Below are 18,047 nucleotides of genomic sequence, written 5' to 3'. Positions count from 1 at the left end.
CAACGGCGCACATGTGTCAATCAGGGCATGCACGGCGCCCGTGCGCCCCGTGCACCGGCCGGGTGCCTTGCCTCCGTCGGACAGGGGGGCCAGCCCCCCTGACCCCCCGTCGTATTTTTGGTCGAAAGAAGACCTTAGCCGTCGATCTTGGTCAGGTCGGCCACCGAGAGGCAGAGCGTGCGGATGCGGCTGAGCAGGTTGAGGCGGTTGCGCCGGACGGTCTGGTTGTCGGCGTTGATCTGGACCGCCTCGAAGAAGGCGTCGATGGGGCCGCGCAGGGTGGCCATGGCAGACATGGCGGTTGCGAAGTCCTGGGAGTCCATCGCGGGGGCGATTTTTGTCTCGGCTGCGTCGAGGGCGGCGAAGAGTGCGCGTTCTTCACCCGTTTCGGCGAATTTGACGTCGGCGCCGTAGGAGTATTCGACGCCATCCGCCGCTTCGGCTTGCGTGAGAATGTTGTTGGCGCGTTTGAAGCCCTGGATGAGGTTTTCCCCGTCGTCGGTTTTGAGCGTTTCGGAGAGGGCTTTGGCCCGTTTGACCAGCAGGGTGAGGTCGTCGTTTTGTGGCATCGCGATGCAGGCGTCGATGATGTCGTGGCGGATGCCTTGGTCGCGGAGGTAGACTTTGAGGCGGTCGTGGAAGAAGGAGAGGAGGTCCTCCGAAATGGGCGGTACTTCAGACTTAGCCGCCTCGACAATGTCGAGTTCGACCTCGAGTTCTGCATTTTCAAGGTAACCTATTATGTCGTCCCCAATAAAGTCATGACCGGACGCGTAGGCCGCTCTGGCAAACTTCTCGAATGGCTTTCTTTCGGCGTCCAATCGAGAATAGCCAAATCGGAATGCCACCTCTGACCTAAATTTTAATCCAAGATCTAGGTGTAACGCGTTAGTCAAAATCAAACGTGTCACCCCCAATGCGGCTCTGCGCAACGCAAACGGGTCCTTCGATCCTGTCGGCTTCTCGTCAATCGCCCAGAAGCCCGTCAGCGTGTCCAACTTGTCCGCCAATGCCACGGCGACCGACACTGGTGCTGTCGGCACATCGTCGGACGGACCCAGAGGCGAGTAGTGCTCTTCCGCCGCCGCTGCGATTTCTGTCGGATGGCCTGCCGCCTCGGCATAATACCGCCCCATAAGCCCCTGAAGTTCGGGGAATTCGTAGACCATTTCGCTGCTGAGATCGGCCTTGGCGAAGCGGGCGGCCTCTTCGGCTTGGTCGGGGTCTGCGCCCACCACGGGTGCGAGTTCCCGGGCCAGTGCCGCGATGCGGTTGATGCGGTCGGCTTGGCTGCCCAGCTTGTTGTGGAACGTCACGTTTTCAAGAGCTTGCGTCCAGACGCTCATGTCGGATTTGGCGATACGCAAGTCATTTTCCCAAAAGAACTTGGCATCCGCCAGACGTGCGCTCAGCACCTTTTCGTTGCCCGCCAAAATCGTGGCCCCGTTATCCGCCGTTTCGCGGTTCGCCACCGTGATGAACCGTTCGATCCGGCCCGTTTTGGGGTTGCGGACCGAGAAGAATTTTTGGTGCTCTTTCATCGAGGTTTGCAGCACCTCGGGCGGCAGATCGAGGAAGTCGCTCCCGATCTTGCCCATCAGGACCACGGGCCATTCGACAAGACCCGCGACTTCCGCAAGCAGGCCCTGATCTTCGACCACTTCGAGCCCGCTGGCGAAGGCCGCGTTGGTGGCGTCGTGCCAGATGGTCTCAGCGCGGTCGGCGGCGTTCAGAACCACGTGTACGCGCTTGAGCTTCCGCTCGTAATCCTCGAAAGAGGTTACAGAAAACCTGCCCGGCGCCATGAAACGGTGGCCTTCTGTCGTGTCGCCGAACGTGATGCCGTCAACGTCGCCGGGCACCATGTCTGTGCCTACCTCATCCGTCAAGATGCACAGGATCGAGTGCAACGGGCGGACCCATTTCAGGGCACCGTCGCCCCAACGCATGGATTTGGGCCAGGGGAAGGTGCGGATGGTGTGGGTCAACACCTCGGCAATGATCTCGGCCGCCGGGCGGCCCGGTTTTTCGATCACGGCAAACAGCACGTTGCCCTTGGGCGTCTCTCGCTCCTCGACCTGATCGCGTGTCAGCCCTGCACCGCGCAGGAACCCTTCGATCGCCTTTTCGGGGGCGTCGGCGCGCGGTCCCTTGCGTTCTTCGCGTAGGGTGGGTGATTCACCCACCACCCCCTCGACCGTCAGGCACAGGCGGCGGGGCGTGGTGAAGGCGGCGGCAGAGGCGTAGGTCAGCCCGGCCTCGACCAGTCCGTTGGTGACCAGCTTTTGCAGGTCCTCGCCGGCACGCTTTTGCATGCGCGCGGGAATTTCCTCGGAAAAGAGTTCGATCAGAAGATCAGGCATTATTCAGTTTCCCGTCCTGGGCATTCTTCGCCCACGATTGTTCCGTCATAGGCTTTTTCGCCGCAATCGTTCAGCTCGTGCCAGACATAGCCGCGCCCGTCTTCGGTGATGGCGACGATGCGGTCGACGCCGAAATCGACGTTTTTCTGGCTGAGGAACGGCAGCGCCGTGCCAGCATCCAATTCCGCCGCAATGGCGGCAGCGTCAAAGCAATCAAACCATCCGGGGGCATTGCGCGGGGTGGCATCTTCGAGCCCGACATAGGTTTCGGTCAGCAGGGCCAGCGACATGTCGGTGGTGAAGCATGCGCGGTAGCGGATGGGCGAGCTGTCGGCGTCGATGGCTTGGAAGTTGTCAAATGGGATCGGTTCCGGCTGATCCGAGACGACGGACACAAGCTGTACCTCGGCGTCTGTCACCTCTTCGTAGAAACCGTAGATCTGGAGGTAATACAGCGCGACACCCGCGATGATCGAACTCAGCACGATGACAATCCCAATGATCTTCCCGTTCATCCGGCATCCTCGCCCAGGCACAGCACATTGCCGTCGGGATCGGTGACCTCGACCTCGCGCATGCCATACTCGGTGATGGTGGGGCCTTTGACCGGGGTGCCCGTGGTGGCGATGTGGGCCAGTTGGGCATCAAGGTCCTGCGGGTAGAGGTAGACGCGCCAGTTTTCATAGGCCGCTTCGGGACCGTTCCAGGCCATCAGGAAGATCTGGGCCGCGCCTGCCCGGCATATGCCGAAACCGGTGACCGGCTCGCCCGCCTCTTCCATCACCTCGAAACCAAGGACATCCATGTAGAACGCCTTGGCCCGCTGGTAATCAGAAACGCGCAGGACGGGGGTGGCATTGGTATAGCTCATGCCGCGTCCTCCGGCTGCCAGCCCCCGGCCCGCGTCTGCACGAAGGCGTCGGCGCACATCTTGGCCAGCGCGCGAACGCGGCCGATGTAGGCCTGCCGTTCGGTGACCGAGATCACGCCGCGCGCGTCCAGCAGGTTGAAGATGTGGGACGCCTTGATGCATTGATCATAGGCGGGGTGCGCCATGATGATGCGCTTGCCCGTCTTGGGGTCGTCATGGGTGGCCTCAAGGATCGCCTTGCATTCGTTTTCCGCCTCGACGAAGTGATCGAGCAGGACGTCGGTATTGGCGGTGTCAAAGTTCCAGCGGGCGTATTCCTCTTCCGTCTGTTTGAAGATGTCGCCGTAGCTGAGCGGAATGGGCGTTTGCGGGTCGTTGAAGGGCATGTCCATCACGTGATCGACGCCCAGGATGTACATCGCGAGGCGTTCGAGGCCGTAGGTCAGCTCACCCGAAACCGGGTGGCAGTCATGGCCGCCAACCTGTTGGAAATAGGTGAATTGCGACACTTCCATGCCGTCGCACCAGACCTCCCACCCGAGGCCCCAGGCGCCGAGCGTGGGGCTTTCCCAGTCATCCTCGACAAAGCGGATGTCGTGCAGGTCCATGTCGATGCCAATGGCGCGCAAGGACCCAAGGTAAAGGTCCTGCAGGTCCGGCGGGCTGGGTTTGATCAGCACCTGGTACTGATAATAATGCTGCAAGCGGTTCGGGTTCTCGCCATAGCGCCCGTCGGTCGGCCGACGCGACGGTTGCACATAGGCCGCGGCCCAGGGCTGTGTGCCAAGCGAACGCAGCGTTGTGGCCGGGTGGAACGTGCCCGCCCCCACTTCCATGTCATAGGGTTGCAGCACCGCACAGCCCTTCGAGGCCCAATAGGTCTGGAGCCGCAGGATGATCTCCTGAAAGGAACGGGGCGTGGAAACGGTTTCTGACATGCATGCGCCATCGGTTGGAATTGCGTGCCTTACCTACGGCCCGCCCCCCGAATGGTCAATTGCGCGTGGGGTGGCTTTTTACCGGTATTCCACCATTTCCATCGCGGCGGATTCCTGCTTATTCTGCGCCGAAACGGAAGACTGGCACCAAGACCAACCAAGGGGATATGGGCGGATGTTGAAGCGTATGATGCTGGCGTGGGGTGTATTGCTTGCGTCGGTTGTGGGTGCGGTTGCCCAGGACGACCCGGTGTGGATCCAGATCGAGGCACAACCCAGCCTGAACGCCGCCACAGAGCGCGCACGCGCCTATGCCGCCGAATTGCCTGATGTGAACGGGTTTTCGCTGGGTGGCGGTTGGTACGGCGTGGCCCTTGGCCCCTACGCGCGGTCCGATGCCGAACAGGTTTTGCGGGTCTACCGGTCCGAAGGGGTGATCCCGCGCGACAGCTATATCGCGTTCAGTTCTGCCTTCCGTCAGCAATTCTGGCCCATTGGGGCCAATGTGCTGAACCGCGGCGTCGTGGATGCGCCCCTGCCCACAGCCCCCCAGGCGCCCGCCCCCGTCACGGCAGCGCCGGAGCCGGAGCCCGCAGATGAAACACCCGCGCAGGCGCAGCGCAGCGAACGGCAACTGACGCGGGCCGAACGGGAGGACCTGCAAATCGCCCTGCAATGGGCGGGCACCTACCAGGGGGCCATCGACGGCGCCTTTGGCCGCGGCACACGCAATGCAATGGCAACCTGGCAAGAGCGCAAGGGGTTCGATGTCACCGGCATCCTGACCACGCGGCAGCGGGCCGTCCTGTTGCAGGACTACAATTCCGTACTGGACGGGCTGGGCCTTGAGCTGGTGTCGGACGACACCGCGGGCATTGATATCCTGATGCCGACGGCTGCGGTCACGTTTGAAAAATACGAGTATCCCTTTGCCCATTATGCGGCGACCGGGGATATTGATGCGACCGTCCTTCTGATCAGCCAGGCCGGCGACCAGACCACTTTGTTTGGCCTCTATGACATCATGCAGACCCTGGACATCGTGCCCCTGGATGGGCCGCGCGAGCGCAAGGAACGGTCCTTTACCCTTGTCGGTCGTGACGCCAATCGCGTGTCAGAGACGCGCGTCGCGCTGGAAGATGGACAGATCAAGGGGTTCACTGTCGTGTGGCCCGCCGGAGACGAAGAGCGGCGCACGCGCCTGCTGGACGAGATGGAAAAAAGCTTTGTCCGGACAGGCGGTGTGATCCCGGCCAGTGCAAGCAGCCAGGACCAGGCGATTGACCTTGTGTCGGGCCTTGAGATCCGCAAGCCGCGCCTGTCGCGGTCCGGTTTCTTCGTGGACAGCCGGGGGACCGTCGTCACAACTGCCGAAGCGGTGAACAGCTGCAGCCGTGTCACCCTGGACACGGATGTCGAGGCCGAAGTGTCGGTGCTGGACGCGGATCGGGGTGTTGCGGTCCTGAAGCCCACGAATGCCCTTGCGCCACGGGCGTTTGCCCGCTTTGCCGACGCCCAGCCACGCCTGCAATCAGAGGTGGCCGCAGCCGGTTTCAGTTTCGAAGGTGTGCTTGGGGCGCCGTCAATGACCTTTGGCACGCTCAGCGATGTGCGCGGTCTGAACGGAGAGACCGATCTGGCGCGTCTGGCGATGAACACCCTGCCGGGCGATGCGGGAGGCCCGGTTCTGGATGCGGGGGGCGGTGTGCTTGGCATGTTGCTGCCCGAGGCGCAGGACGGGCGTGCGCTGCCGGAGGGGGTTCGCTTTGCCCTGGATCGCGACGTGTTGCAGGACGTGCTGTCGCAGGCCGGCATGGCCGCCGCGGGCACCAATAGTGCAACGCCGATCGATCCCGTTGACCTGACCGAGGCCGCGACGGGCATGACCGTTCTGGTCAGCTGCTGGGACTGAACACCCGGGCGCAATTCGTTAAAATCACAGGCATTCCGATCACGGTCGTTAGGCCGCTGTTAACGGCAAACCGACATCACTGGGGCCAAGGCGTGGGGGCGCTGGACCTTATTCAGTGATCGGAGTGTGTCATGTTCAAATCCCTTATCAAAACCGTGGCTGCGGCTGCATTCGTTGTCGTACCCGCAGCCGAGGCCGTGGCGGCCACGGCCGTCGTGAAACCGCCCGCCTCGCATCAGGGGCAGTGGTGGACGCATCCGCTGGGTTGTGAATACAGCCGCGCGGGGCGCCCGGGCGAAACCATGTGGTTCCTGATCGTCAACACCCGTAGGAAAGGCTGTCCCAGCTATATCTCGGGCAACACCTGGGGCGGTATCTACCGTGCTGAAGGGTCGAAGATGTGATCCAAAGGGCGCCGTGCGGCGACACGACAGTTTAGGGGGCTCTGCCCCCGCCCTGCGGGCGCCCCCGAAGTATTTCCGGCCAGAAGAAGATGATCAGGGTCGTGCGATTTCGGGCGTCAGGTAGACGAGTGTCGGACCGTCTGCGTCGAATGCGGCGCGGACGGTTTCTTGCATCTCTTCGAGAGATTTGGGCGCCGCGGCATGGGCGCCGAAGGCGTGCGCCAGTTTGCAGAAGTCGGGGTTGCGGGCGACAACCGCATTGGGGGCGATCTGGGCACGGACCATGCTGTCCTCGATCTCTGCCAGTTTGCCGTTGTCCCAGAGGATGATAGGGATGGGGAGTTTGAGTTCGACCGCCACGCCCAGTTCCTGCATGGTGTAGTGAAAGCCGTAATCGCCGATGATCGCCATTGTGGGCAGACCCTTGCGCGCGACGGCACCGCCGATGGCGGCAGGTGTTGCGTAGCCAAGGGTGCCGAACCCCGTGGGGTGGTGCCAGTGGCCGGGGCGGTCCATGTCCCAGACTTCCTTGGCGGTGTAGGCAAACTGGGTCATGTCCGAATAGATCATGGTGCCTTTGGGCAGGCAGTCCTGCAGGGCGTCGCAGACGGGCACGATGCCGGGACGTTCGGCGTCGACCTCGGCGCGCCATTTGTCGCGGTAGCCCGCGACCAGGTCCGCAGACCAGTGCGACTTGGGCGGGCGCGATATGGTGGGCGCATGCCGTTCGACGGCGGCGGCCAATGCGATCATGAAGGTCGCCGCATCCGACTGAACCGACCATGACCGGGGATGCGCACGCGCCAAAACCTCCGGGTCGATGTTGATGTGATAGGTGTCGGGCGTTGGTGCAGGCGGATCACGCCACAAATCGACCTCGGCCATGTCGGTTCCGACCAGGACAAAGCAGTCGCTGGCCTCCAGCACCGCCGCGCTTTCGGGTCTGGCGAGGGTCGATCCAAAAGAGAGCTCCCAGCCCGGCGGCACGATCCCCCGCCCCGCGTAGGTCATGAACGTGGCCGCGCGCGTTTGCTCGAGCAGGCGAGGCAATGGGCCACCGTCCCCTCCGACCCGGGTTGCCCCCCCGCCGAAGACAAAGAGGGGGCGTTCCGCATGCAGCAGCTTTAGAGCCAATTGGTCAGCCAGGGTTGATGGTGCGGGGCCCTGAATCGGGCCGGGCACGCGGCTGATCTGGAAATGCCCTTGCGGCGCGCGCGCCTGCGGTTTCCAGTTCGCATAGGTTTGAGCCGCGTTTTCTTCCAACCGGGCGATAGGCACCTGAAGGTGTTTCGGGCGCTTGCGCCTGGTGCTGAACTCGGTGAATGCCCGGTCGATCAACGCATAGGCCGCCTCCGCCGTTCGCGCCTCTTCCGACCAATCACACACGGCTTCTGCCGCCGCGCGTTGGTCCTTCATCTGGTGCAACTGGCCTTTCTTCGCCGCCGTTTCGTCCAGGCAACTCGAAATCACCAGCATCGGCACGCTGTCGCTATAGGCCTGCCCCATCGGTGTCATGATATTGCACAGGCCTGGGCCGGTGATCACATAGGCCACGCCTGGACGCCCCGTCGCCCGCGCGTAGCCGTCGGCCATGAAACCGGCCCCCTGTTCGTGTCGCGCCAGCACGTGGGTGATCCCCGCCTCTTCAATCCCGCGGTACATTTCCTGATTGTGCACCCCCGGGATGCCAAAGATCACGTCGACCCCGCGGTCTTTCAGCATATGCGAGATTTGCGCACCGAGGGGGCGGACCAGGGGAGTACCGCTGGACATCAGGCTCTCCAGAATTGGATGGTGAAGATCACGTAGACGGCCATCAGCTCAAGCCGTCCGATCAACATGGCCGCCGCCAGCAGCCATTTGGCCGTGTCGTTAAGGCCTGCAAAATTGCCGGTCGGACCGATCTGTTCGCCAAAGCCCGGGCCGATATTGGCCAGCGCCGTGGCGGCACCCGACAGCGCAGTGACAAAATCAAGACCGGTCATTGCCAGCGCCACGGACAACATGCCCAATGTCACCACGAAGAACATGAAGAAGGACATGACCGAATTCAGCACGTCCTCACCCACCGGGCGACCTGCGTAGCGCGGGGTAAAGATGCCGTGCGGGCTGCGCGTTTTTTGCAACTGCGCCTTGATGGAAGCAAACAGCAGCTGATAGCGGAACACCTTGATCGAACAGGCGGTCGAGCCCGCACAGCCACCGATCAGACCGGTGAAAAACAGGATCGCCACGGCAAAACTGCCCCATTGGCCATAATCGGCATTGGCGTATCCCGTGCCCGTCATCAGCGACACGGTGTTGAACAGGGCGGTGCGCACGGCCCCTTCGGTCACGTCATTTTGCTGCCACAGGTTCCAGGCCGCGATGATGATCACGATGACAAAGGCCGTGACCAGGAACACATGGATCTGCCGGTCAAGGAGCAAGGGACGTGCCGTTCCCGCGCTCAGTTGCACGAAGCGGACAAAAGGCAGCGCCGCCAACACCATGAAAACGGTCGCAACGTAAGACGGCGCAGGTCCGAAGGCCGCAAAGGAGGCGTCATAATTGGCAAACCCGCCCGTCGCGATGGTGGTCATCGCGTGCACCGTGGCGTCAAATGCCCCCATGCCAGCCGCGATATAGCACAGGGCGCAAATCAGGGTCAGCGCCACGTAAATGACCGAGATGCGGCTTGCGATTTCCGTTGCACGGGGCAGGATCTTGCCAAAGGTGTCAAAGGCTTCGGTGCGGAAAATCTGCATCCCGCCGACCCGCAATTCGGGCAGGAAAACCATGGCCACCACGATGATGCCGATACCGCCCAGCCATTGCAGGATGCCGCGCCACAAAAGCAGCCCCTTGGGCAAAGTATCCAGACCGGACAGCACCGTGGACCCGGTGGTGGTCAGGCCCGACATCGCCTCGAAGAACGCATCGACAAAGCGGGATTCGGTGGCGCCGACGACAAAAGGCAACGCGCCAAAGATGGGCAGGGCCAACCATACGCCGGTGGTCAGAAGGAAGGTTTGCTGGATTGTCAGACCTTCGCGCACGCCGTTCTGACAGCTGAGCGCGATCATGCCGCCTGTCAAGACCGTGACCAGCGCGCATTCGGCAAATACGGGCCAGTGCCCCCGCCCTTCGGCCACATCGACAAGCATCGGCAGGATCATGGCCAGACCAAGCACGGCCACCAACAGGCCAATCACATATCCAACAGGGCGCAGGTCGATCATCGCGCTCAGCGTTGGCGGGCCGCGCGGGCGGTGTCAAGCAGGAGACACCGCACCACCGGCCCGGCGTGCATGTGGCCCACGGTTGGACCGCTTGCGTGTCAGAGGTGCATCAGGTCGCGGAACACGTAGGCCGCGATGTCTTCGCGCCGCAGGTTCATTGCTGCCAGTTCTTCGTCGGATTTGGCGCGCAGGGCTTCGATCCGGCGGAACCGGTTTTCGGCCGCGGCGGACATGGACGCGGAATGACCCAGTGCCGCAAGGAACGCGGTGACGCGGTCCAGAAGCGCGCTCAGGAAAGATGTGTTCGAGTGTGTGACGTAAGCCATTGGAGTACCTCGCAAATCATGCGTAAATTGTTGTCCTCCCGTTGCCCCGTACATAAGGGGTGCACCCCGAAATGACCAATGCCATTCGTGCATGGCGGGGTTGCACGCGCGTTGTGATCACAAAAGAAAAACGCGCCCCATGGGGCGCGTTTTTGCACGGTTATGTCGGCGGTGTCCGCCGCGCTCCGGGGGTTTACCCGGTATGGAACAGGGTCTGGAACATGCGCGGGTCGATGCTCTCTCCCGCAAACGTGTCACCCTCGGTCAGGACCGATACGGCATCATGGCTGTGCAGGCTTTCCTGATGGCTTGCGACCACGCGGAAATCGCCGATGCGCACATCCGCCAGAAGCTGTTCGCTGAACAGTCGCGCGGCGTCCTCGACAAAGATCGGGTTGGCGGCATTCAACTCGGCAAAGGCCTGTTCGTCCTCGCGCTTGACCATCACCTGCGTCTCGGTGGGAATGGCGCGGCGGCACGCGTCGATCAGGTCCTCGAACCACAGCGTATCCGTGCCATCCTCAAGCGCCACCGAGATCCGTGCGACAGACCGCTGCGAATGCGGCGTCGCCAGTTGCCCACGGGTGGCGCGGGCATGTTCGCTCAATTCCAGCGAACAGGGGCAGGTCGATGAATAGACATAGTCGAGATGCACGATGCGCTTGCGCACACCCGCCTGCTCGACCAGTTCCAGAGCGATGTCATAATACTGGTAGCCCGACAGGCCCGAACGCAGGCTGTCCACCCGCAAAGGCATGGAAAACCGCATCTGGATACGGGCGTCAAAGCTTTCAAGGTCTGCCTTGTAGTCGTCCAGCGCCGCTTCGATCACACCAAAGGAAAAGGTTTCCTCGGCGTGTTTGTAGAAGGACCGCATGATGCGGGACATGTTGATGCCCTTCTTGTCGGCCTCCAGGCTGACAGTGCCCGTGACCGATGTCTCAAGCGTCAGCGGCGCGCCATCGCGGCTTTCGATGCGCAGTGGCAGGCGGAAATTCGAGATGCCCACATGCTGGATGCGCGTCTTGGCACCGCGGATCAGGCTGGATGGCCCGTTTTGCAGGTCGGGCAGCGTGTCCTTGTAATCGGCATCCACGCGGAACCCTTCGGGGTATTCGCGCGTAAAGGCCGGGTAATCGACTCCATCGCCGCCCGGCACAAGCCGCGCCACCGACGGGTCGAGTTCGATGATGTCTGTGGTTGTCGCGTTCTTGGCCCAGCGGCGCAAAAGGTCCAGCGCTGCTTCGGCTTCGTCACGTTCGGGTATTGCGGTGATGTCGGGCGTATGAATGTTCATAAAGTAGCCCCCCTTTCTGTTTGCGTGCCAGACGAAGGTAAACGTCGTGCGGCACATTTCCAATATCGCTAACGGTTACGTGTGAACCTGCAACATGGATGACTAAAGGGGGGCGATCGGGGCGTCTTTTAACAATCCGCCGTTATTGTGCATTATTGTGCTTTTTCCAAGGCTTGCAGGATATCCGCCACCAGGTCATCGCCATGCTCGATGCCCACGGACATGCGGACCAGCCCTGGCGTGATCCCCAACGTATCTTTTTGATCCTGCGGCAACCGCTGGTGTGTGGTGGTGGCCGGATGCGTCAGAATGGACTTCGCATCGCCCAGATTGTTGGAAATCACCGGAATTGTCAGTGCGTTCAGAAACTTGAAGGCCGCCGCCTGCCCGCCCTTCAGGTCGAGCGACAGCACCGTGCCCCCTGCCCCGCCCATCTGACGGGTGACAAGGTCGTGCTGGGCGTGGCTGGGATGGCCGGGATAGATCACGCGCGCGAGGGCAGCGTGCCCGTGTAACGCCTGCGCCAGTTGCAGCGCCGTCGCCGCCTGTGCCCTGACCCGCAGGTCCAGCGTTTCCAACCCTTTCAGCATCACCCATGCGGTGAACGGCGACATCGAACCGCCCGTGTGCTTCATGTAGGGTTCAACGGTTTTGCGGATGAACTCTTGGCGGCCCATGATCACGCCGCCCAGCGCCCGGCCCTGCCCGTCCACATGTTTGGTGGTGGAGTAGACCACCACATCCGCGCCATCCGCAATTGCATTGGAAAAGACAGGCGTGGCAAAGACGTTGTCCACCAGCACAGTCGCCCCGACCGCGTGGGCCAGTTTCGACACCCCCGCAATGTCCACCACTTCCAGCGTCGGGTTCGAGATGGATTCGAAGAACACCGCCGTCGTGTCGGGCGTGATGGCCGCGGCCCACGCGTCCAGGTCGGTACCATCGACAAATTCCACCTCGACCCCGTAGCGGGTCAGCACCTCTTCCAGCACATAGAGACAGGACCCGAACAGCGCGCGGGCCGACACAACCCGATCGCCCGCCTTCAGCATCGCGGTCAGCGCGCCGGACACCGCCGCCATGCCGGAGGCTGTGGCAAAGGCGTCTTCGGCCCCTTCCAGCAGCGCCATGCGTTCCTCGAACATCCGCACGGTCGGGTTGCCATAACGGGCATAGATAAATTCGTCCTCGCCCGCCTTCTCGAACCGCTGCGCGGCGGCCTCGGCACTGTCATAGACAAAACCCTGGGTCAGAAAGATCGCCTCGCTGACCTCGCCATACTGGCTGCGGCGGACCCCACCGTGCACAGCGCGGGTGCGGGCATTCCATGTGTCGGACATGTTCAAACTCCATCGCGGGCCTGAAAGGGGTCAGGCCACAAAAAACCCCCAGACGCGGGTCAAGCGAAAGGGGGCTTTCATCCTGACCTTTTAGCGGAAGTGTTTAACGTGGCCCGCAATCCGGTAACAAATCGCCACGCCGCATGAAGTACGCCCGGGGGTGTTGCACGTCAACACCGTCACGGTGCTGTAACCTAAAATTCATGGCTTCGTCATATGCCTACGTCATAGCGGCACCACAATATGTGGTAGGAGGCGCAGACATGCCCATCCTGAGACTGAACGCCGGGCCCGCCGGTCTGCGGGTCCACGGCTCACCCGCTTCGGCGCTGTCGGCCACGCGGGCCGCCGCCGCAGGCACCGGCCCGGTGATGATCCTGGTGCACGGGTTCAAATATGACCCCGAATCAACGACCTGCTCACCCCACAGCACAATTTTCGGCCGGGTGCCGCATCAGGACAAATCGAACCGCACACAATGGCTGCGCCACCTTGGATTTGGCACCGGCCAGCCGGACGAAGGGCTGGCCATCGCATTTGGCTGGCGTGCGCGCGGCAACCTGTGGCGGGCCCAGCGGTCGGCCCGCTGTGCCGGGGCGGCGCTGGCCGAGGTTATCCGGACCATCCGCACCATTGCACCGACACGCCCGATCCATGCCATCACCCATTCGATGGGCTCGGAAGTCATCTTCGAAGCGCTGCATCATCTGCCCGCGCACGCGATCCAGCGGATCGTGGCCATTACCGGCGCAAGCTATACCAGCACAGCGCATGTGGCATTGCAGACCCCGGCAGGTCGCAGCGCCGAGGTGCTGAATGTGATCAGCCGCGAAAACGACCTGTTCGATCTGATGTTCGAACGGCTGATCGCCCCGGATGTGCCGGGCGATCGCGCGCTGGGTGCGGGCCTTTGCCTGCCGCATGCCGTGAATATTCAACTGGATTGCCCGGACACGCTGGGTGCGCTGACCCGCTTTGGCGGACATATCAGTGCCCCGCAGCGCCGCGTCTGCCATTGGTCGGGATACACCCGCCCGGGTGCGCTGCGCTTTTACGCCCGCGCCCTGCGCCACGCCGACCGCGTGCCGCTTGAGGGGTTGCAGGATGTATTGCCCAACCGTCCGGCCCCGCGCTGGTCACGTATCTTTGCTGTGCCGCCCCTGCCTGTGCCCTTGTTTGAAGGACAGAAAACCGCATCATGACCGCCGGACTGCCCGGAGGACCTGATGATCGACCTGTACTACTGGCCCACGCCCAACGGCTGGAAAGCCTCTATCGCGCTGGAGGAATTCGGGCTGCCCTACAAGGTGCACCTGATCAACAGCGGCAAGGGGGACCAGTTTCAGCCCGACTTTCTCAGGATCTCCCCCAACAACCGGATGCCCGCGATCACGGATCCCCACGGGCCTGACGGCGCGCCGGTCTCGATCTTTGAAAGCGGCGCGATCCTGCAATACCTCGCACGAAAGACCGGCCAGTTCGGTGGGCGCACAGAACGCGACCGGATCGCCGTTGATCAATGGTTGATGTGGCAGATGGGCGGGGTCGGTCCGATGGCCGGTCAAACGCATCACTTTTTGAAATACGCCCCGCAAATGGGCCACGACATTCCTTACGCCAAGGACCGCTATCGCAACGAGACCGCGCGGCTTTATGGCGTGCTGGACCGGCAACTCGCCGACAGCGAATATGTGGCGGGCGACTACTCGATCGCCGACATGGCGATCTGGCCCTGGGCATCGCTTTGGGAAGGGCAAGAGCAAAGTCTGGATGACAAACCCAACCTTGCCCGCTGGCTTGATCTGGTGGGCAGCCGCCCGGCCGTGCAGCGCGGCCACGCCCTGCACCTCGACTTGCGCACGACGAAACAAGACAAATCGGCTCAGGATACGCTATTCAAGCCCAAGACTTGACCGTAGGGTCACGGGTTGGAGTGGAAAAGAATGTTCATGGTCAGCGACTATGTCGCACCGGAGGCGGTGATTCTGACGGCGGGTGCGGTGTTTACCATCGGCTATCTGATCACCAACCAGATCGTGCTGCGGCTGATGATCCTGTTGGGGACATGTCTTTACATCTATTACTATTTGACCGCCGCCGACACGCCCCTGTGGGAGGCGATCTATACCTCCCTGGTCATGGGCACCGCCAACCTGATCGGGCTGGGCAGTCTGCTCTGGCACCGGTCGAGATTTGCAGTCCCCGCGGCCCACCGCGACATCTACCCCCTGTTCGAGGGGTTGCCGCCCGGTGATTTCCGCGATCTGGTCAAACGCGCCCGCCGCCATGTTCTGGAAGAGCGCATCCAGGTCACCACCGAAGGGGTCCAGCCGGACAAGCTCTATTACGTCATCTCGGGACCGATCCACATCACCAAGCGGGGCGAGCGGTTCACCATGCCCCCGAACCTGTTTGTGGGCGAGGTCGCCTATGCCACCCAGCAGACCAGCGCCGCCACCACACGGCTTGATGCAGGCAGCGAGGTGTTGGAATGGGACGTGGCGAGCCTGCGCAAACGCGCCAGGAAAAATTCGCGCTTTGCCCTCGCGATCGAGGCGATGATCACCAAGGACCTCGCCTTGAAAGTGGCCTTTGCCGTGGCGCCGCATTCCCAAAACTGGAACGAGGATGCAGCCAATGCGCGGCCCAAGCGGGCCTAAGCTTCGTCTTCCTCTGAAATCATGTGGTCCTGAAGGGCCGCAAATTGCAGGAAGATGAACGCGATCATCGCGATGGGAAAGCCGAAGGTTTCGATCTTGACCCATGTGTCCGTGGACATGGTGCGCCAGATGATCTCGTTTGCGACGGCCAGTGTCGCGAACATCGCACACAGCCGCCGGGTCAGGATCATCCAGCCTTCTCGTCGCATCGGCACCGCATCGGACAGAACAAACGCCAGCCAGCTTTGCCCGCGCAACAGGCCAATCCCCAACAACAGGGCGAACATGCCGTAGACGATGCTGGTCTTCATCTTGAAGAACCGTTCGTCATTGAACCATGCCGTGAGCGCGCCGAAGAAAATGACCATGAAGGCGGTGAAGACCTGCATCCGGCTCAGCTTGCCCGTCAGCGCCCAAAGAACGCCCATGGCAATCAGGATGATCGGCACGAAAATCAGTGTCGCAACGATAAAGCCGGAATATTCGGTGCCCGCAAATTCATAGGTGTTGTCGCGGATGCGCAGGTAGATCAGGAAAAAGACCAGCGGCGGGCCCAGTTCGAGGACCTGTTTCAAAAGCGGGTTGATCTCGCGTGCGTCTGCCATGCTCTGCCCTTTGTTATCCGCCCATCTCGACGATCACGGCCCCGGCGGCGATCAGCGCCATCAGGGCAATTCTGCGCGGTCCTACCGTTTCTTTCAGCACCAGCCAACCGATGATTGCAGCAAAGACGGTGGACGTTTCCCGCAGCACCGCCGCCTCGCCCACCTTGTCAAGACGCGTGGCCATCATGATGGAACCGAAGCTGAAGAAGGCAACGACGCCGCCAATCACACCGCGTAACATCAGCGGCGGCACAGCGGGCGGGTTCGCCATCCGCCGCCAGCGCATGTAGGCGACGGGCGGCATGAAGATCCCATCGATCATGAAAAACCACGCAAGGAAGGTAAACGGATTTTCCGTGGCCCGGATGCCATAGGCGTCATAAGTGGTGTAAAGCGCCACGAATAGGCCCGTGATGACCGCGAGGCCGAGGGCCATGGGCAGCGTGTCACGGTTGGTCTGCAGATACCGCAGATTGTACAGCGCAAGCCCGTAGATACCTGTCAGCAGCACCCCGACACCCAGCCATTGCACAAGCGTAAATGTCTCGGAAAACAGCAGATACGCGCCGATCACCGTAAAGAGCGGGCCGGTGCCTCGAACAACCGGGTAGACCACCGTGAAATCGCCCTTGGTATAGGCCCAAGCCTGCAACACCTTGTAGGCCACGTGGATCACGAAAACGACGCCGAAAATGGGCCACATATGCGGTTCGGGCCATGGCACAACAAACAGGGCAAATGGCGCTGCCATCACGCCATAGGACGCGTCGATTGCGCCACGCGTCAGCCAGGGATCGTGCCGGCCCTTCTGCAAGGCCCCGAACACCGCGTGTAGAAAAGCCGCAAGGATCGCCAGACACAGGGCCACATTGTGACCGGTTTCGGTGCCCTCGATGCTTGCCAACCAAGCGGTCATTCAGGATCTGTCCCCGCGGGGACAGGCTTAACCCATTGATCTATTTTACTATTCATTTTCCAAGCCGGTCAATGCAGCCGCGAAATCCTCGGGGTCGAATGGGGACAGGTCATCGATCTGTTCGCCCACGCCAATGGCGTGGATCGGCAGGCCGAACTTGTCGGCCAGCGCCACCAGCACCCCGCCCTTGGCGGTGCCGTCAAGCTTGGTCATCACAAGGCCGGAGACGTCGGAGACCTCCTGGAAGACCTTCACTTGCGCCAAGGCGTTCTGGCCTGTTGTCGCGTCCAAAACGAGCAGCGTGTTGTGCGGCGCGCTGGGGTCGATCTTGCGGATGACGCGGACGATCTTGGCCAGTTCTTCCATCAGGTCGCCGCGGTTTTGCAGACGGCCTGCGGTGTCGATCATCAGGAGGTCGGCGCCGTCGGCCTGCGCCTTGGTCAATGCGTCGAACGCGAGGCTGGCAGGGTCGGTACCTTCGGGCGCGGTGAGCACCGGCACCCCTGCCCGATCGCCCCAGACCTGTAGCTGTTCGACCGCCGCCGCGCGGAACGTGTCGCCGGCAGCAATCACCACCGATTTGCCTGCGGCGCGGAACTGGCTGGCCAGCTTGCCGATGGTCGTCGTCTTGCCCGACCCATTCACGCCCACAACCAGCACCACCTGGGGCTTTTGGGGATAAAGCGGCAAGGGTTTCGCAACGGGTTCCATGATGCGGGCGATTTCCTGCGCCATCAGTTCCTTGATTTCCTGCACCGACAGTTTCTTGCCCATGCGTCCCTCGGCCATGTTGGCGGTCACGCGCAAAGCGGTATCGACGCCCATGTCGGCGGTGATCAACAGCTCTTCCAGCTGTTCGAGCATGTCATCGTCAAGGGTGCGGCGCATGACCGGGGTCGCATCGCGGCGGCCCAGCAGGCGTCCAAGCAGGCCGCGCTTGGGTTGCGCCGGCGCCGGGGTCGTTTCAACAAGCGCAGAGGGGTTGACGGCCGCAGGTATGGGGGCCGGTTCGGGATCAACCGCCTCGGGCAACTCTGCTGCTGCCGCGGCGGGCGTTTCCATTGCCACATCAGTGGGACGCGGCGTTGGCTCCGGTTCCGGGTCGGGGACGTTGATCGGCTCTGGCTCTGGCTCTGGCTCTGGCTCTGGCTCTGGCTCTGGCTCTGGCTCTGGCTCTGGCTCTGGCTCTGGCTC

Annotated in this window: 17 protein-coding genes and 1 riboswitch; of the genes, 5 read left to right on the top strand and 12 right to left on the bottom strand. The window is 62.2% G+C overall.

Annotated elements, in window-relative coordinates; genetic code table 11:
- Positions 1–134: 134 nt before the first annotated feature.
- From glyS to Q0844_RS00070, 4 genes are read right to left on the bottom strand one after another with little or no spacing between them, the layout of a single operon-like run.
- On the bottom strand, positions 135–2,363 hold the full coding sequence (gene glyS, locus Q0844_RS00085; protein WP_299040872.1) for a glycine--tRNA ligase subunit beta: 2,229 nt from the start codon (positions 2,361–2,363) through the stop codon (positions 135–137).
- A complete protein-coding gene (locus tag Q0844_RS00080) occupies positions 2,363–2,878 on the bottom strand; it encodes a DUF6446 family protein (protein ID WP_299040871.1) in 516 nt (171 codons plus the stop codon). Before Q0844_RS00080 ends, glyS begins: the two co-directional genes overlap by 1 nt.
- The gene (locus Q0844_RS00075; protein WP_299040870.1) at positions 2,875–3,234 is read right to left on the bottom strand and encodes a glyoxalase superfamily protein; all 360 of its coding nucleotides are present in this window, start codon (positions 3,232–3,234) and stop codon (positions 2,875–2,877) included. Before Q0844_RS00075 ends, Q0844_RS00080 begins: the two co-directional genes overlap by 4 nt.
- The gene (locus tag Q0844_RS00070) at positions 3,231–4,172 is read right to left on the bottom strand and encodes a glycine--tRNA ligase subunit alpha (protein WP_299040869.1); all 942 of its coding nucleotides are present in this window, start codon (positions 4,170–4,172) and stop codon (positions 3,231–3,233) included. The genes Q0844_RS00075 and Q0844_RS00070 overlap by 4 nt, the downstream gene beginning before the upstream one ends.
- Before the next feature lie 175 nt (positions 4,173–4,347).
- Between Q0844_RS00070 and Q0844_RS00065 the strand changes: the two genes are divergently transcribed.
- Positions 4,348–6,084: a serine protease gene (locus Q0844_RS00065; protein ID WP_299040868.1), complete on the top strand. Its 1,737-nt coding sequence runs from the start codon at positions 4,348–4,350 to the stop codon at positions 6,082–6,084.
- 131 nt (positions 6,085–6,215) lie between these two features.
- On the top strand, positions 6,216–6,488 hold the full coding sequence (locus Q0844_RS00060) for a hypothetical protein (protein WP_299040867.1): 273 nt from the start codon (positions 6,216–6,218) through the stop codon (positions 6,486–6,488).
- Positions 6,489–6,581: 93 nt separating this feature from the next.
- On the opposite strand, the gene Q0844_RS00055 is transcribed toward Q0844_RS00060, so the two are convergent.
- The 5 genes from Q0844_RS00055 to metZ form a co-directional block, all read right to left on the bottom strand.
- A complete protein-coding gene (locus tag Q0844_RS00055) occupies positions 6,582–8,261 on the bottom strand; it encodes a thiamine pyrophosphate-binding protein (RefSeq protein ID WP_299040866.1) in 1,680 nt (559 codons plus the stop codon).
- Positions 8,261–9,709: a TrkH family potassium uptake protein gene (locus Q0844_RS00050; RefSeq protein WP_299040864.1), complete on the bottom strand. Its 1,449-nt coding sequence runs from the start codon at positions 9,707–9,709 to the stop codon at positions 8,261–8,263. The genes Q0844_RS00055 and Q0844_RS00050 overlap by 1 nt, the downstream gene beginning before the upstream one ends.
- A gap of 98 nt (positions 9,710–9,807) precedes the next feature.
- Positions 9,808–10,035, bottom strand: a complete 228-nt coding sequence (locus tag Q0844_RS00045; protein ID WP_299040862.1) for a hypothetical protein — start codon at positions 10,033–10,035, stop codon at positions 9,808–9,810.
- Positions 10,036–10,228: 193 nt separating this feature from the next.
- The gene (folE2, locus tag Q0844_RS00040) at positions 10,229–11,332 is read right to left on the bottom strand and encodes a GTP cyclohydrolase FolE2 (RefSeq protein ID WP_299040860.1); all 1,104 of its coding nucleotides are present in this window, start codon (positions 11,330–11,332) and stop codon (positions 10,229–10,231) included.
- 152 nt (positions 11,333–11,484) lie between these two features.
- Positions 11,485–12,672 carry an O-succinylhomoserine sulfhydrylase gene (metZ, locus tag Q0844_RS00035; protein WP_299040859.1) on the bottom strand — a complete coding sequence of 396 codons (1,188 nt, stop codon included), beginning with the start codon at positions 12,670–12,672 and terminating at the stop codon, positions 11,485–11,487.
- Positions 12,673–12,742: 70 nt separating this feature from the next.
- A riboswitch (SAM riboswitch) is annotated at positions 12,743–12,820 on the bottom strand.
- Positions 12,821–12,935: 115 nt separating this feature from the next.
- Between metZ and Q0844_RS00030 the strand changes: the two genes are divergently transcribed.
- From Q0844_RS00030 to Q0844_RS00020, 3 genes are read left to right on the top strand one after another with little or no spacing between them, the layout of a single operon-like run.
- The gene (locus Q0844_RS00030) at positions 12,936–13,874 is read left to right on the top strand and encodes an alpha/beta hydrolase (RefSeq protein WP_299040857.1); all 939 of its coding nucleotides are present in this window, start codon (positions 12,936–12,938) and stop codon (positions 13,872–13,874) included.
- Between the two features lie 24 nt (positions 13,875–13,898).
- Positions 13,899–14,585 (top strand): glutathione S-transferase N-terminal domain-containing protein, encoded by a 687-nt coding sequence (locus Q0844_RS00025; protein ID WP_299040854.1) that lies wholly within the window; start codon positions 13,899–13,901, stop codon positions 14,583–14,585.
- A 30-nt stretch (positions 14,586–14,615) separates the two neighbouring features.
- Positions 14,616–15,332 carry a cyclic nucleotide-binding domain-containing protein gene (locus tag Q0844_RS00020; RefSeq protein ID WP_299040852.1) on the top strand — a complete coding sequence of 239 codons (717 nt, stop codon included), beginning with the start codon at positions 14,616–14,618 and terminating at the stop codon, positions 15,330–15,332.
- On the opposite strand, the gene Q0844_RS00015 is transcribed toward Q0844_RS00020, so the two are convergent.
- From Q0844_RS00015 to ftsY, 3 genes are all read right to left on the bottom strand, one after another.
- The gene (locus Q0844_RS00015; RefSeq protein ID WP_299040850.1) at positions 15,329–15,937 is read right to left on the bottom strand and encodes an inner membrane-spanning protein YciB; all 609 of its coding nucleotides are present in this window, start codon (positions 15,935–15,937) and stop codon (positions 15,329–15,331) included. The two genes, Q0844_RS00020 and Q0844_RS00015, sit on opposite strands and share 4 nt — an antisense overlap.
- Before the next feature lie 13 nt (positions 15,938–15,950).
- A complete protein-coding gene (locus Q0844_RS00010) occupies positions 15,951–16,853 on the bottom strand; it encodes an EamA family transporter (protein ID WP_299040849.1) in 903 nt (300 codons plus the stop codon).
- Positions 16,854–16,901: 48 nt separating this feature from the next.
- The coding region (ftsY, locus tag Q0844_RS00005; RefSeq protein WP_299040848.1) for a signal recognition particle-docking protein FtsY at positions 16,902–18,047 on the bottom strand (1,146 nt) is incomplete at its 5' end.

It is taken from the genome of uncultured Tateyamaria sp. (assembly GCF_947503465.1).
Lineage (GTDB): Bacteria > Pseudomonadota > Alphaproteobacteria > Rhodobacterales > Rhodobacteraceae > Tateyamaria.
The sequence above is the reverse complement of the archived record's forward strand: the minus strand, read 5'-3'. Positions and strand labels throughout refer to the sequence as shown.

Excerpts from the sequence above, each read along its gene's own strand:
- glyS (WP_299040872.1), bottom strand. The coding sequence starts at position 2,363 with ATGCCTGATCTTCTGATCGAACTCTTTTCCGAGGAAATTCCCGCGCGC.
- Q0844_RS00080 (WP_299040871.1), bottom strand. The coding sequence starts at position 2,878 with ATGAACGGGAAGATCATTGGGATTGTCATCGTGCTGAGTTCGATCATC.
- Q0844_RS00075 (WP_299040870.1), bottom strand. The coding sequence starts at position 3,234 with ATGAGCTATACCAATGCCACCCCCGTCCTGCGCGTTTCTGATTACCAG.
- Q0844_RS00070 (WP_299040869.1), bottom strand. The coding sequence starts at position 4,172 with ATGTCAGAAACCGTTTCCACGCCCCGTTCCTTTCAGGAGATCATCCTG.
- Q0844_RS00065 (WP_299040868.1), top strand. The coding sequence starts at position 4,348 with ATGTTGAAGCGTATGATGCTGGCGTGGGGTGTATTGCTTGCGTCGGTT.
- Q0844_RS00060 (WP_299040867.1), top strand. The coding sequence starts at position 6,216 with ATGTTCAAATCCCTTATCAAAACCGTGGCTGCGGCTGCATTCGTTGTC.
- Q0844_RS00055 (WP_299040866.1), bottom strand. The coding sequence starts at position 8,261 with ATGTCCAGCGGTACTCCCCTGGTCCGCCCCCTCGGTGCGCAAATCTCG.
- Q0844_RS00050 (WP_299040864.1), bottom strand. The coding sequence starts at position 9,709 with ATGATCGACCTGCGCCCTGTTGGATATGTGATTGGCCTGTTGGTGGCC.
- Q0844_RS00045 (WP_299040862.1), bottom strand. The coding sequence starts at position 10,035 with ATGGCTTACGTCACACACTCGAACACATCTTTCCTGAGCGCGCTTCTG.
- folE2 (WP_299040860.1), bottom strand. The coding sequence starts at position 11,332 with ATGAACATTCATACGCCCGACATCACCGCAATACCCGAACGTGACGAA.
- metZ (WP_299040859.1), bottom strand. The coding sequence starts at position 12,672 with ATGTCCGACACATGGAATGCCCGCACCCGCGCTGTGCACGGTGGGGTC.
- Q0844_RS00030 (WP_299040857.1), top strand. The coding sequence starts at position 12,936 with ATGCCCATCCTGAGACTGAACGCCGGGCCCGCCGGTCTGCGGGTCCAC.
- Q0844_RS00025 (WP_299040854.1), top strand. The coding sequence starts at position 13,899 with ATGATCGACCTGTACTACTGGCCCACGCCCAACGGCTGGAAAGCCTCT.
- Q0844_RS00020 (WP_299040852.1), top strand. The coding sequence starts at position 14,616 with ATGTTCATGGTCAGCGACTATGTCGCACCGGAGGCGGTGATTCTGACG.
- Q0844_RS00015 (WP_299040850.1), bottom strand. The coding sequence starts at position 15,937 with ATGGCAGACGCACGCGAGATCAACCCGCTTTTGAAACAGGTCCTCGAA.
- Q0844_RS00010 (WP_299040849.1), bottom strand. The coding sequence starts at position 16,853 with ATGACCGCTTGGTTGGCAAGCATCGAGGGCACCGAAACCGGTCACAAT.